The sequence below is a fragment of the Streptococcus sp. F0441 genome (genome assembly GCF_000314775.2).
Lineage (GTDB): Bacteria > Bacillota > Bacilli > Lactobacillales > Streptococcaceae > Streptococcus.
Genome location: NZ_KB373321.1, coordinates 860248 through 873190, shown reverse-complemented (window position 1 = coordinate 873190; position 12943 = coordinate 860248). Strand labels below are relative to the sequence as shown.

14 protein-coding genes are annotated in these 12943 nt (G+C 42.7%); 4 read left to right on the top strand and 10 right to left on the bottom strand.

Going from position 1 to position 12943, the window contains the following annotated elements:
* Positions 1-21: 21 nt before the first annotated feature.
* The 5 genes from HMPREF9188_RS04120 to HMPREF9188_RS04100 all read right to left on the bottom strand — a co-directional run bounded on the left by HMPREF9188_RS04120 (position 22) and on the right by HMPREF9188_RS04100 (position 3998).
* Complete coding sequence (locus HMPREF9188_RS04120; RefSeq protein WP_000166848.1) at positions 22-1101, bottom strand: carbamoyl phosphate synthase small subunit; 1080 nt, start codon at positions 1099-1101, stop codon at positions 22-24.
* Between the two features lie 49 nt (positions 1102-1150).
* Positions 1151-2074, bottom strand: a complete 924-nt coding sequence (locus tag HMPREF9188_RS04115; protein ID WP_009729987.1) for an aspartate carbamoyltransferase catalytic subunit — start codon at positions 2072-2074, stop codon at positions 1151-1153.
* An 18-nt stretch (positions 2075-2092) separates the two neighbouring features.
* Complete coding sequence (gene pyrR, locus HMPREF9188_RS04110; RefSeq protein ID WP_000850018.1) at positions 2093-2614, bottom strand: bifunctional pyr operon transcriptional regulator/uracil phosphoribosyltransferase PyrR; 522 nt, start codon at positions 2612-2614, stop codon at positions 2093-2095.
* Positions 2615-2825: 211 nt separating this feature from the next.
* Positions 2826-3455 (bottom strand): endonuclease III, encoded by a 630-nt coding sequence (nth, locus tag HMPREF9188_RS04105; protein WP_000244435.1) that lies wholly within the window; start codon positions 3453-3455, stop codon positions 2826-2828.
* Positions 3456-3998 carry a YceD family protein gene (locus HMPREF9188_RS04100; RefSeq protein WP_000773196.1) on the bottom strand — a complete coding sequence of 181 codons (543 nt, stop codon included), beginning with the start codon at positions 3996-3998 and terminating at the stop codon, positions 3456-3458. It abuts the gene before it with no gap.
* Positions 3999-4166: 168 nt separating this feature from the next.
* Between HMPREF9188_RS04100 and HMPREF9188_RS04095 the strand changes: the two genes are divergently transcribed.
* Together HMPREF9188_RS04095 and HMPREF9188_RS04090 are read left to right on the top strand one after the other, a co-directional pair.
* A complete protein-coding gene (locus tag HMPREF9188_RS04095) occupies positions 4167-4496 on the top strand; it encodes a hypothetical protein (protein WP_000389550.1) in 330 nt (109 codons plus the stop codon).
* A 436-nt stretch (positions 4497-4932) separates the two neighbouring features.
* On the top strand, positions 4933-6492 hold the full coding sequence (locus HMPREF9188_RS04090; RefSeq protein WP_009729985.1) for an ATP-binding cassette domain-containing protein: 1560 nt from the start codon (positions 4933-4935) through the stop codon (positions 6490-6492).
* Positions 6493-6537: 45 nt separating this feature from the next.
* Here the strand turns inward: HMPREF9188_RS04090 and htpX are convergent, their stop codons facing one another.
* Complete coding sequence (gene htpX, locus HMPREF9188_RS04085; RefSeq protein ID WP_000895755.1) at positions 6538-7437, bottom strand: zinc metalloprotease HtpX; 900 nt, start codon at positions 7435-7437, stop codon at positions 6538-6540.
* Position 7438: 1 nt separating this feature from the next.
* Entirely contained in the window at positions 7439-7999 is a 561-nt protein-coding gene (locus HMPREF9188_RS04080) for a LemA family protein (protein ID WP_000219838.1), read from the bottom strand.
* A 93-nt stretch (positions 8000-8092) separates the two neighbouring features.
* Here HMPREF9188_RS04080 and rsmG point away from each other — a divergent pair, with 93 nt between their 5' ends.
* Positions 8093-8806, top strand: coding sequence for a 16S rRNA (guanine(527)-N(7))-methyltransferase RsmG (gene rsmG, locus HMPREF9188_RS04075; RefSeq protein WP_000801955.1), 714 nt, complete (start codon positions 8093-8095; stop codon positions 8804-8806).
* A 239-nt stretch (positions 8807-9045) separates the two neighbouring features.
* Positions 9046-10329: a uracil-xanthine permease family protein gene (locus HMPREF9188_RS04070; protein ID WP_000808282.1), complete on the top strand. Its 1284-nt coding sequence runs from the start codon at positions 9046-9048 to the stop codon at positions 10327-10329.
* A 40-nt stretch (positions 10330-10369) separates the two neighbouring features.
* On the opposite strand, the gene HMPREF9188_RS04065 is transcribed toward HMPREF9188_RS04070, so the two are convergent.
* From HMPREF9188_RS04065 to HMPREF9188_RS04055, 3 genes are read right to left on the bottom strand one after another with little or no spacing between them, the layout of a single operon-like run.
* Entirely contained in the window at positions 10370-11275 is a 906-nt protein-coding gene (locus HMPREF9188_RS04065) for a DMT family transporter (protein ID WP_009729984.1), read from the bottom strand.
* Positions 11276-11283: 8 nt separating this feature from the next.
* Positions 11284-12219 (bottom strand): serine hydrolase domain-containing protein, encoded by a 936-nt coding sequence (locus HMPREF9188_RS04060; RefSeq protein WP_009729983.1) that lies wholly within the window; start codon positions 12217-12219, stop codon positions 11284-11286.
* Positions 12216-12941, bottom strand: coding sequence for a CppA N-terminal domain-containing protein (locus HMPREF9188_RS04055; RefSeq protein ID WP_009729982.1), 726 nt, complete (start codon positions 12939-12941; stop codon positions 12216-12218). Before HMPREF9188_RS04055 ends, HMPREF9188_RS04060 begins: the two co-directional genes overlap by 4 nt.
* Positions 12942-12943 lie beyond the last annotated feature (2 nt).

Here is a 12943-nt window from a genome sequence, read left to right as displayed (position 1 = left end):
CCGACGAGATTTTACTCGTTCTTAGTTTGATTGTTTAAAGGCTTCCATCATCTCGATAAATTCGTCAAATAGGTAGCTTGCGTCGTGTGGACCAGGAGCAGCATCTGGGTGGAATTGTACAGAAAAACCTGGTTGGTATCTGTGACGTACACCTTCAACTGACTTATCATTGATTTCTTCGTGAGTAATAATCAAGTGCTCTGGCAAGTCCTCACGGCTAACTGCATAACCATGGTTTTGGCTGGTAAAGTCTACGCGTCCTGTAGCAATCTCACGTACCGCGTGGTTAAATCCGCGGTGACCAAATTTCATCTTGTAAGTCTTAGCCCCGTTTGCCATAGCAAAAAGTTGGTGCCCCATACAAATACCGAAAATTGGAATTTTCCCTTGCACACCACGAATCATGTCCAGTGCTTCTGGAACATCTTCTGGGTTACCTGGACCATTTGACAACATAACTCCATCAGGATTTAGGTGGAGAATTTCTTCTGCCGTTGTTGAATAAGGAACAACCGTCACGTTACAGTTGCGTTTGGAAAGTTCACGTAGGATTGAGTGCTTAAGACCAAAATCCACTAGCACCACGCTCAAACCAACTCCAGGAGCTGGATATGATGTTTTAGTAGAAACCTGCTTGATATTGTCTGTCGGCAGGACTGTTGCTTGAAGCTGGTCAGTCACATGGTCCATACTGTCTCCAACATGAGTCAAGGTTGCACGCATAGTACCGTGCTTACGAATAATCTTGGTAAGTGCACGCGTATCAATTCCTGAAATCCCTGGAATTTTCTTGGCTTTCAAAAATTCATCCAAGGTCATTTGGTTGCGCCAGTTGCTAGCTCGACGTGCTTCTTCAAAAACGACAACTCCCTTACAAGTCGGAATAATGGACTCGTAATCATCACGATTAATTCCATAATTTCCCACCAAAGGATAAGTAAAGGTCAAGATTTGTCCATTATAAGACTGGTCTGTAATGGACTCTTGGTAGCCGGTCATACCTGTGTTAAAGACGATTTCGCCTGTTACATCAATATCTGCTCCGAAGGCCTTGCCTTCAAAAACTGTGCCATCTTCTAATACTAGAAGTCTTTTTGTCATATTTTCACCTCTCGTGGACGCTCACTGGCGTCTTTTAACGTCCTGTGTTTTAGTTGGCGTTTCTACTCGCCAGTACGGATTCTAAGATTGCCATTCGAACAAAGACTCCATTGGTCATTTGTTGGACAATCCGTGATTTTGGTGCTTCAACCAAGTGGTCAGCAATTTCCACATCCCGATTGACTGGAGCCGGATGCATAATGATTGCTGTTTCTTTCAAACGATCATAACGTTCTTGAGTCAAACCATGTTGGGCATGGTAGTCTTCTTTTGAAAAGACTGCACCACTATCATGGCGTTCATGTTGAACGCGGAGTAACATCAAAACATCCACCTGATCAACAATCTCATCAATAGTTACAAACTGTCCATAGTCCGCAAACTCTTGACTTCTCCATTCCTCAGGTCCTGCAAAGAAAAGTTCAGCACCCAAGCGTTTCAAAATTTGCATATTGGATTTGGCAACACGTGAATGATCCAAGTCACCTGCAATAGCAACCTTGAGACCCTCAAAGTGACCAAATTCCTCATAAATGGTCATCAAATCAAGCAGGCTCTGACTAGGGTGTTGACCTGAACCATCTCCACCATTGATAATGGAAGTCGTAATGGTTGGACTTGCAATCAATTCTTTGTAATAATCGACCTCTGGGTGGCGAATCACGCAGACATCTACACCAAGCGCAGACAAGGTTAGGATTGTGTCATACAGTGTCTCACCCTTGTTTACTGAGCTGGTCTTCACATCAAAGTCCAGTCGCTCCAGCCCTAGCTTAATCTCTGCCACTTCAAAGGATTTATGCGTCCGTGTAGAATCCTCAAAGAAAAGATTGGAAACAATCGGATGGTCTTCATAAGGAAGCTGGGCTCCGTTTTTAAACTCAATCCCTCGTTTGATCAATTTCATCACTTGATCAACAGTGAGGTCTTCCATGGAAACCACATGGTTCAATGCTTGTTGATTTTCTGACATGGCTACTCCTTCAGCTTTCTAAGCTTCTTCAGTAATCAGAACTCTGTCTTGGCCATCAAGTTCTGTCATCTCTACGATGATTTCTTCAGAACGACTGGTTGGGATATTTTTCCCAACGTAATCTGGACGGATTGGCAATTCTCTATGTCCACGATCTACTAGCACCGCAAGACTCACGCGCGCAGGACGACCATGTCCGACAATGTTATCGATAGCAGCACGGATGGTACGACCTGTATAAAGCACATCATCCACCAAGATAACTTCACGGTCTGTCACATCAACAGAAATCAAAGAAGTATCTTCTCCGCTTTTAACATCATCACGGAAAGGTTTGGTGTCCAATTCCACAACAGGAACAGTGATATTTTCCAACTGCTCCAAGCGTTCTTTGATACGATGAGCGATGAAAACACCACGCGTTTTTATCCCAGCTAGGATAATCTTATTCAAATCTTTATTGCGCTCGATAATTTCATAAGTAATTCGCGTAATCGCTCGTTTGACAGTCAATTCGTCTACAACTTCTTTTGTCTTCATGACAAACCTCCAAAAAGAAAAGTCTCCTTCTGCAAGGAGACTTGAAATGTATAGTCAAGCGAGCCCAACTGTAAACAGTATAGACTTCACCCTTCTACTTTATCGCGCTCCTTGCCTGCCTCACGGGACAGGTTTAAAGGACTATTTAGTTATCATTTACTATAGCACAAAGCACCCTTAAAATCAAGCAAAAACTTTTTCAGAGCCCCCCTTAAACATTACTAAAATCATATAATTGGGGATAGTGGTCACATTCTGGATTTTTGGGATGACAGATAGCTCGTCCAAAGTAAATCATGGCCTGGTGGGCTGCTAACCACTCTTCTGGTGGCAGGACGTCCATGACACGTTTTTCTACTTCAAGTGGCGTTGCTGATTTTTTAACGATATCGTGATGCTTACAGATACGCTCCACATGGGTGTCCACTGCAAAAGCAGGAATTCCAAACCCCACACTCAGTACTACATTTGCTGTTTTACGACCAACACCAGCTAGACTTTCTAATTCCTCTCTAGTCTGAGGCACTTGACCATCAAAATCGTCTAGTAACTGTTGGGCACATTTTTTAAGAAATTTAGCCTTATTTCGATACAGTCCTAGACGGGAAATATGTGAGGCAATTTCACTTTCAGTCGCGACAGACATGGCTTGAGGCGTTGGAAAGGCTGCAAAGAGGCCTGGTGTGGCCTTATTTACTGCGGCATCTGTGGTCTGGGCTGACAACATCACTGCAACCAAGAGTTCAAAATGATTGGTAAAATCAAGACTAGGCTTAGCATCTGGAAAAAGGGCAATAATTTCCTCTATGACATGACGAGCACGTTTCTTGGATAAAACCATCTACTCGTCTCCATTAAATAGTCCTTGTAAACCTGCAAAAGGACTATTTTCTTCTTTCTTGACTGCTTGTTGGGCCTGGTATTCTTCCTCAGTCATGATTTGCCAGTCATTCCCTGACACAAAACCTTGGCCAGCCTCTTCTTCTGCCGTCAAGACCTTGATTGGAATATTGAGCAAGATATTATCTGCTACGCTCTCAGCAAGGTCGATTTCCCCATTTTCGATAGGCAAAACTAAGTCATCGTCTAGAACTTCCTGGTCCAGTTGGTTGGTCGCTCCTTCCATGAAAACTTCCGTTACTGGATAAGATTCAACTAACTCAACTGGCTCCATACTGCGACTTGAAGCTAGAACAATAGTATAAGACAACTGATAGTCTAAGAAATACAGACGGTCTTCGTACTGCACCTTCCCAACAGCAAGGATATCTTTGACATCTAAAATTTCTTGATTACGTGCACGCAGCTCTGCGGCAAGGTCTAAAGCTTGTTCAAAATGCAGGCCTTCAGGTTGCTTACGAATTTCTTGAATATTTAACTTCATATTTCCTCCATAAAGATGTACTCACTTGATTATACCATGAAAAGGCTATAAATCAGCTTTCCAAACTTTGATATTAAAACCTCATTTTTTAACATATTTACTATGACATATTTTCTATTTAGTGCTATACTATAGGCAAGAATACATCAGAGCAAGGAGGATGCTCATATGGAAGACAAAGCACTCATCACTGAAGCTTACCAACTCCTTTCCGAGTTAAATAAAAGCTACCAAAGCTGTAAACAAGGAACAGCCGATGATCTTCGACTGCAAGAGCTACTGAACACTACTCTTAAGGAACTAAAAAAAGCAGAAAAGCTGGACAACAGTATCTTAATCGACCTCGAGAAATTTTACCAACGTACCAGTCTTCTGATTGGACTAGGGAACCTAAAACTAAACGATCAAGCTCGTGCTGCTTGGCGCAACTATGACAAGTTCCATTACCAGCATGTCAAACACGTACTGACTCTCTATGGACCTGTTTTTGGATTCTGATACTCTTCGAAAATCTCTTCAAACCACGTCATCTTCGCCTTGCCGTACTCAAGTATAGCCTTCGGATCGCTTCCTAGTTTGCCCTTTGATTTTCATTGAGTATAAAAACTAGAATTTCCTGTTTTCTATTGACAAAATTTCCTGAAAAGTATAGGATAGAGGTACTAATACTCGGAGGTAAGGGAGACATGAACAGCTAAGTCTATCAAATAAAGAATCTTTATTTAGTAGATCTTGTTTTTGTCTCTTTTTGTGTGCTCTTTTTATACTAGATTTTCTAGTATCTTGTCCTCATTGAAATTCAAAAAACTAGAAAGCTATTCTCCTCTTGGGTTGGGTTAGGCAACTCCAAGCTAGTTTGACGAGTTTTTCAACGAGGATAATAGAGTTTTGACAGTGACTTTGGGCTCTACTAGGTAAAGTAGAGCTTTTTGTTATGCACTATCGACATTCTAGAAAGGGTAACAATATGATAAAAATCAATCATCTAACCATCACGCAAAACAAAGATCTACGAGATCTTGTATCTGACCTAACCATGACTATCCAAGACGGGGAAAAGGTTGCTATTATTGGTGAAGAAGGAAATGGCAAATCGACTTTACTACGAGCTTTAATGGGGGAAGCATTACCTGATTTTACTATCAAGGGCGACATTCAGTCTGATCTTCAATCACTGGCCTACATTCCTCAAAAACTCCCTGAAATCCTGAAAAATAGGACTCTACACGACTACTTCTTTTTGGATTCTGCTGATTTAGACTACAGTATTCTTTATCGTTTGGCGGATGAGTTGCACTTTGATAGCGACCGTTTTGCTAGCGACCAAGAAATTGGTAGCCTCTCGGGGGGCGAAGCTTTGAAAATTCAGCTCATCCACGAGTTAGCCAAACCCTTTGAGATTCTATTTTTAGATGAACCTTCAAATGACCTAGACCTTGAGACGGTTGATTGGCTAAAAAGGAAGATACAGAAGATGAAGCAAACAGTTATTTTCATTTCCCATGATGAAGACTTTCTTTCTCAAACGGCTGATACTATCGTCCACTTGCGACTGGTCAAGCATCGGAAAGAAGCGGAAACGCTAGTCGAGCATTTAGACTATGATCGCTATAGTGAGCAGAGAAAGGCTAATTTTGCCAGACAAAGTCAGCAAGCTGCTAACGACCAGAGAGCCTATGACAAAACCATGGAAAAACATCGCCGAGTTAAGCAAAATGTAGAAACTGCACTTCGATCAACCAAAGACAGTACTGCCGGTCGCCTATTGGCTAAAAAGATGAAAACTGTTCTCTCTCAAGAAAAACGCTTTGAAAAGGAAGCTCAGTCCATGATCCAAAAGCCACTTGGAGAGGAACAAATCCAACTTTTCTTTTCAGGCATCCAACCATTAGCGGCTTCTAAAGTCTTAGTCCAACTGGAAAAAGAAAATTTGTCCATTGGCAAGCGCATTTTAGCTCAGGAGTTACGACTAACAGTCCGTGGCCAAGATAAAATCGGTATCATCGGGCCAAATGGTGTTGGGAAATCAACTCTGTTAGCCAAGTTGCAACAACTGCTCAGCGCCAAAAGAGAGATTTCACTTAGTTTTATGCCACAAGATTACCATAAAAAACTACAATTGGATCTATCTCCAGTAGCCTATCTCAGCCAAACTGGACAAAAAGAGGAACTACAGAAAATCCAATCTCACCTAGCCAGTCTCAATTTCAACTATCCAGAGATGCACCACCAAATCCGCTCCCTATCTGGCGGGCAACAAGGTAAACTCCTACTTTTGGATTTAGTGTTGCGCAAACCAAACTTTCTCCTTCTGGATGAGCCTACACGTAATTTTTCTCCCACTTCTCAACCCGAAATCAGAAAACTATTTGCCTCCTATCTAGGCGGTCTGATCACTGTTTCGCATGACAGACGCTTCTTAAAAGAGGTCTGTACGAGTATCTATCGTTTGACAGAAAATGGTTTGGAAGTCGTCGCTTTACAAGATTTATAATTTTTGAACATAGCAAAAATCCAGAGAAATCTCTCTGGATTTTTTTTACATGTGTTTCAAGCGTTCGATTCGTTCTGAGATAGGTGGGTGGGTATAAAAGAGTTTTTGAAGTCCCCCACCTTTCTTGGGATCATTGATATAAAGAGCGCTGCTGGCATCATCAACATGGTGATGCATTGGCTCGCTATTCTCCAACTTGCGCAGTGCATTGATCATCCCTTGAGGATTGCGAGTCAGCTCCACACTGGATGCATCCGCCAGAAATTCCCTCTGACGGGAAATTGCAAGTTGCACCAAAGTTGCCGCGAGAGGTGCTAGAACAATGGCTAAGAGAGAGATAACAAGCATGATAATCTCCAAACCATTTCCATCGCGATCATTATCACTCCGTCTGCGACCTGCGCCACCCCACCACATCATCCGTCCTGCCATACTAGACAGAAGGGTAATAGCACTGGCAAGGGCAACAGCAATGGTCGAAATGCGGATATCGTAGTTTCGGATATGACTGACCTCATGCCCCATAACAGCTTCCAGTTCCTCGCGATTCATGATAGCCAGAAGGCCCGAAGTGGCTGCGACAGCTGCATTCTGCGGATTCGAACCTGTTGCAAAGGCATTTAAAGAAGAATCCTCAATGATGAAAACACGTGGCATGGGAATCTGAGCGACCATGGCCATATCTTCTACTACATGGTAGAGGTCTGGGGCTGTTTGCTCATCAACCTCACGCGCCCCATTCATAGACATGACAATCTCTGTCGATTGAAAGATCATGGTCAGAGCGTAGATAAGACCAATAATCAAGGCAATAATCATGCCCCCAAGACCTGAGCGCATGAAGAGATAGCCAACCGCATAACCAACCAAGGCTAAGAGTAGGAAGAAAACCAGCAACAAAATCCAAGTTTTTCGTTTATTGCTCGCAATTTGATCAAACAACATCTTAGTCACCTAAACCGCTAAAGTCAACTTTAGGAACTGCCTTTTCCTCTTCAGGTGTTTGAAGGAAGTCTGCAGCTTTAAAGCCAAATAGCCCTGCGATGATGTTACTTGGGAAGCTTTCAAGTTTTACATTGTAGTTGCTGACAACACTGTTGTAGAGTTGGCGTGAATATGAAATTTTATTTTCTGTATTGGTCAACTCTTCTTGCAATTTGATAAAATTAGCACTAGCTTTCAAGTCTGGGTAATTCTCTGCTACTGCAAAGATACCAGAAATCTGGCGGGTAAGGGCATCACTGGCCTTCATAGCTTCTGCCGGTGAAGTTGCTGCGGCTACTTGTCTACGAAGTTCTGTCACTTTTTCCAAGGTAGAACCTTCATATTTCGCATAGCCTTTGACTGTTTCAATCAAGTTTGGGAGGAGATCATTACGACGCTTCAACTGAACATCGATCTGGCTCCAAGCCTCCTTGGTCTGCATACGATTTTTAACCAAACCGTTATAGCTAACAATCACAAAAATAACAATCAGAGCCAAAACTCCAAGAATAATCCAAGTCATAATCTTATTCCTTTCTGCTTTTAGATTACTACCAGTATATCAAAATTTTAACGAATATGGTAAAATAAGATGATACTAGAGAAGGAAACTACTATGAAACCAGAAACATTTTACAGCCTACTAGCTGAGCAAAATCTTCCACTTTCGGACCAGCAAAAGAACCAATTTGAACGGTATTTTGAGCTCTTGGTCGAGTGGAATGAAAAGATTAACCTGACCGCTATTACAGACAAAGAAGAAGTTTATCTCAAACACTTTTATGATTCGATTGCACCCATCCTACAAGGCTTGATTTCAAATGAAACTATCAAACTTCTTGATATCGGAGCAGGGGCAGGATTTCCCAGCCTTCCTATGAAAATCCTCTATCCTCAGTTAGATGTAACCATCATTGATTCGCTAAATAAGCGCATCAACTTCCTCCAACTATTGGCTCAGGAGCTGGATTTGGACGGTGTTCACTTCTACCATGGACGGGCAGAAAACTTTGCCCAAGATAAGAACTTCCGTGCCCAGTTTGATGTGGTGACGGCTCGTGCGGTTGCCCGTATGCAGGTTTTGTCTGAGCTGACCATTCCCTATCTTAAAGTTGGCGGCAAACTATTGGCACTCAAGGCCAGCAATGCTCCTGAGGAATTGCTAGAAGCCAAGAATGCCCTCAACCTCCTCTTCAGCAAGGTCGAAGACAATCTCAGCTACGCCCTACCAAATGGAGATCCGCGCTACATCACTGTCGTCGAAAAGAAAAAGGAAACACCTAACAAGTACCCAAGAAAGGCTGGCATGCCCAACAAACGCCCACTTTAAAGAATTTACAAAATCAACCTCGCTCTCGCATTTCCGGGCTCGGGAAAAAATGATTTACAAAATCATTTTTTTCTGCTATACTATCACAAGCAAAGGTTTTTAATGTCATCCTGTGAGGTGACGAAGGCGCAGATTTATATAAATTTTTAAAAGATAGCTATTTTTTAAAAAGTCTTACTCTGAGGGCCTATTGCTGCAAAATAATGGGCTCTTTTTTGGTGCCCAAAAGTGAGGTTTTTATGAAACAGGAATCAACTGTTGACTTGTTACTAGACGTTGATCAACGTCCTTCTGCTGGTAAAGGTATTCTTCTAAGCTTCCAGCACGTATTTGCCATGTTTGGCGCAACCATTCTCGTTCCCTTAATTTTGGGAATGCCCGTATCGGTTGCTCTCTTTGCGTCCGGTATTGGAACACTTATCTACATGATTTCTACTGGCTTTAAGGTTCCAGTTTACCTAGGTTCTTCATTCGCCTTTATCACGGCTATGTCTTTAGCCATGAAAGAAATGGGGGGCGATGTATCTGCTGCTCAAACGGGGGTAATCTTGACTGGTTTGGTCTATGTCCTTGTAGCAGCAAGTGTTCGTTTTGCAGGTACGAAATGGATTGATAAACTCTTGCCCCCAATCATTATCGGACCTATGATTATCGTTATCGGTCTTGGTCTTGCTGGTTCTGCTGTAACGAATGCTGGACTTGTAGCAGACGGAAACTGGAAAAACGCCCTTGTAGCCGTTGTTACGTTCTTGATTGCGGCCTTTATCAATACAAAAGGAAAAGGTTTCCTTCGTATCATTCCTTTCCTCTTTGCCATCATCGGTGGGTACATCTTCGCTATGATGCTTGGTTTGGTTGACTTTACCCCAGTCCTTCAAGCCAATTGGTTTGAAATTCCTGGTTTCTACTTGCCATTTAGCACGGGTGGTGCCTTTAAAGAGTACAACTTGTACTTTGGACCTGAAACAATCGCTATCTTGCCAATCGCTATCGTAACCATCTCTGAACACATTGGAGACCACACAGTCTTGAGCCAAATCTGTGGCCGTCAATTCTTGAAAGAACCAGGTCTTCACCGTACTCTTCTTGGTGACGGTATCGCAACCTCTGTTTCTGCCTTCCTAGGTGGACCAGCTAATACGACCTACGGAGAAAATACTGGAGTTATCGGGATGACTCGTATCGCTTCTGTCTCTGTTATCCGTAACGCAGCCTTCATCGCGATTGCTCTTAGCTTCCTAGGTAAATTCACTGCCTTGATTTCAACCATTCCAAATGCTGTGCTTGGTGGCATGTCCATCCTTCTCTACGGAGTTATCGCCAGCAACGGTCTAAAAGTTTTGATTAAAGAACGCGTTGACTTCAGTCAAATGCGTAACCTCATCATCGCAAGTGCCATGTTGGTACTTGGACTTGGTGGGGCTATCCTCAAACTTGGCCCAGTTACACTTTCAGGTACTGCTCTATCAGCCATGACAGGAATCATCTTGAACTTGATTTTGCCACACGAAAATAAAGACTAATCATTTAGATACATAAAATCCACTCAGTTGAGTGGATTTTTTATTTATGCTTACTTTCCAGCAGTAAATCTTTCAAAGAAATGATAGTCACTGCAAGCAAAATCATGGCCATACCGACAAAATCAATCGCATAGAATTGCTCCTTCATAATTAGAAAGGCAAAGAAAACAGCTGATATGGGCTCTATGGAAGCCAATAAACTGGACTTAACTGGCCCTAATAGACTAGCTCCTTTTAAGAAGGCTGTATAGGAAAAGACTGTCCCAATAAGGATAATGCCCGCAAACGCAAGGAGGAAATCCAAACTTGTTGGGATAGCAGTCTGTAGAACACCTGTAAAAGGAAGGGCGACCAAACCTGCTATGACCATTCCCGCACCAATCACCAACATGCTTCCCCACTTCTTAATCAAAGCAATAGGGAGGATAATATAGAGGGCATAGGTCAAGGCTGAAAAGAGGCCCCAGAAAAGACCAGCAGGTGTGACCGACAACTGGTCAAGTTCCCCATGCGTTGCAATAAGAAAAGTTCCTCCAATTGCTAAACCAATTGAAATAATCTCTGCCAGAGTCGGCGCCACCTTATCCTTGATGCAGCTATAAATCAAAACCCCGACAGGACAAACATACTGAAGCACCGTCGCCGTTCCTGCATTGGTCTCCTGAATAGCAGACAGATAGGCAAATTGGTTGAGAAAAAGACCAATCAGAGCAAAAATAAGAAGAGACAGCAGACTCTTTCTATCCTTTAAAAAGGCCAGCGTTTTATCCTTTCCAGTAGAATAAGCCAAGACCATGAGTACCCCCCCGGCGATTAAAAGACGCAAGTCGGTCAAGACCAGAGCCGAAATCCCGTGTGCCATTAGGTATTGGCCACTGGTTCCAGACAAGCCCCAAGCAATCCCTGCCACTACTGTATACAGAGTTCCTTTTACGGTTTTTGACATACTTCTTCCTACTCCTCTTGACGAATCATTTCCATCACTTGGTTTCGATCGACTATCCACTGGGCACGCTCATCCTTCTCATACGTTCGATTGGATAGAAAGATAGCCGCTTCCTGCTTCTCCCGATTCCACATAATGAAGGTACCTGTATAACCCGTATGGTCGAGCCAAGCTCCTTCCAGATTCCATGATAGAGACCGCTCCTTATCATCTAAAGGAGAAAAATTTCGGCTCAATTCTGCAGCAAAATCATCTTTCAAGTAATGTTCCAGAAAGATCTGCAAATCCTTAACAGTCGAAAACAAACCAGCACTTCCAGCGTGTTTCCCTAATAGACGAGCTTTGGGATCATGAATGATTCCGGCCTCCACCCCTCTCACTGTTGGGACAGCTTGCTCAACGGGGCCAAACTTGGTTCCCGTCATTCCCCATGGTTCCAAAACTTGTTCTTCTATAATCTGATCCAAGTCTTGGTTAAAGATTTTTTCCAAAAGAAAGCCCAAGAGTAAAAAGTGAACGTCCGAGTATAGGAAGGCTGGCTGATTTCGTCTGTTGAGGTGAAACATGGCTTCTCTTAATTCCTCTGCCCTTAACTTGTCTCGATTGGGAATAAAGGGGTCCAAGTCTGTGGCATGGGTCAGAAGCTGCCGTATAGTGATATCAGGATAATCACACTCCGGTAAAAAATCCGTTACCGGTCGCTCAATATCGAATGTGCCCTGCTGCCACAAGAAGGTCAAAACCGTCCCCACTCCCACGACCTTACTCACACTAGCCAGATCATAAACCAAGCCGGCCTCTGTCTTCAAGCCCCGTTCTGGATCACTCAATCCCAGATAAGACTCTTTCCATTCACCATCCTTATAATACGCAAAAGAGGCCCCGGGATAAATCCCTGCCTCGATTTGATTTTCTATTTTTCTTAGAATTTTTTCCCACTTCATGCTTCTTCAAACCACAATTCAATGTTATTGGTATCTTTACCAAGGAAGAATTTTTCAGACTTAGGGACAAAGTAGCCTGTCTTTTCAAATTTCTGACGAAGACTGGTTAAATCAAAATTTCTTACTAAAAATTTCAACATCGTCAAATCCCAAGTGACATTGTTTTCAACAGCCAAATCTGCTCCTTGCCCTTTAGTAAAGGTGATTGCTGGCGCTACTCCTTCGGGATCAAGTAAACTCTCTGTCCCCTCAGGCAAACGCAACTCCATAGAAACCTCAAATTGGCTCACGTATTTTATACTTGTATTTGAATAAAATTCAGGAGCGGTTTCCAGTGGTACCAGATCTCTTATATCATTTTCTGCATGAACAAGGATCACATCCTCTTCAGGAGAAACAATCTCAAAAGCATACCCACGTTTTCCTTTAAATAGACGAGGAAGAGACTTCATTTGAGAAAGAAGGGCCTCGATTTCAGAAGGATTTTCAACCTTTATCAAGAGTCTAGCTAGCTTCTTAAGTCCTTCAACTCTGCGTGTTCGCATGCTTGGAGACTCTTCTAAAATCAATCTCTCCGTAGCTGTCTGATCACCTAGAGAAATAAAGGCAGACTCTTCCAGCAAAGGTTTCATCCCCAGGGTTTCAATGTAAAATTTTTCATTTAATTTTCGATTATTAACTTTCAAAGTCGGAACGATCCGAACAATCTCATTCACATTCATAA

Bases quoted from the DNA above. Each gene is read 5' to 3' on its own strand.
- HMPREF9188_RS04065 (WP_009729984.1), bottom strand. From the start codon at position 11,275: ATGTCAAAAACCGTAAAAGGAACTCTGTATACAGTAGTGGCAGGGATT.
- HMPREF9188_RS04090 (WP_009729985.1), top strand. From the start codon at position 4,933: ATGCACTATCGACATTCTAGAAAGGGTAACAATATGATAAAAATCAAT.
- nth (WP_000244435.1), bottom strand. From the start codon at position 3,455: ATGGTTTTATCCAAGAAACGTGCTCGTCATGTCATAGAGGAAATTATT.
- HMPREF9188_RS04070 (WP_000808282.1), top strand. From the start codon at position 9,046: ATGAAACAGGAATCAACTGTTGACTTGTTACTAGACGTTGATCAACGT.
- htpX (WP_000895755.1), bottom strand. From the start codon at position 7,437: ATGTTGTTTGATCAAATTGCGAGCAATAAACGAAAAACTTGGATTTTG.
- pyrR (WP_000850018.1), bottom strand. From the start codon at position 2,614: ATGAAGACAAAAGAAGTTGTAGACGAATTGACTGTCAAACGAGCGATT.
- rsmG (WP_000801955.1), top strand. From the start codon at position 8,093: ATGAAACCAGAAACATTTTACAGCCTACTAGCTGAGCAAAATCTTCCA.
- HMPREF9188_RS04115 (WP_009729987.1), bottom strand. From the start codon at position 2,074: ATGTCAGAAAATCAACAAGCATTGAACCATGTGGTTTCCATGGAAGAC.
- HMPREF9188_RS04080 (WP_000219838.1), bottom strand. From the start codon at position 7,999: ATGACTTGGATTATTCTTGGAGTTTTGGCTCTGATTGTTATTTTTGTG.
- HMPREF9188_RS04055 (WP_009729982.1), bottom strand. From the start codon at position 12,941: ATGAATGTGAATGAGATTGTTCGGATCGTTCCGACTTTGAAAGTTAAT.
- HMPREF9188_RS04120 (WP_000166848.1), bottom strand. From the start codon at position 1,101: ATGACAAAAAGACTTCTAGTATTAGAAGATGGCACAGTTTTTGAAGGC.
- HMPREF9188_RS04100 (WP_000773196.1), bottom strand. From the start codon at position 3,998: ATGAAGTTAAATATTCAAGAAATTCGTAAGCAACCTGAAGGCCTGCAT.
- HMPREF9188_RS04060 (WP_009729983.1), bottom strand. From the start codon at position 12,219: ATGAAGTGGGAAAAAATTCTAAGAAAAATAGAAAATCAAATCGAGGCA.
- HMPREF9188_RS04095 (WP_000389550.1), top strand. From the start codon at position 4,167: ATGGAAGACAAAGCACTCATCACTGAAGCTTACCAACTCCTTTCCGAG.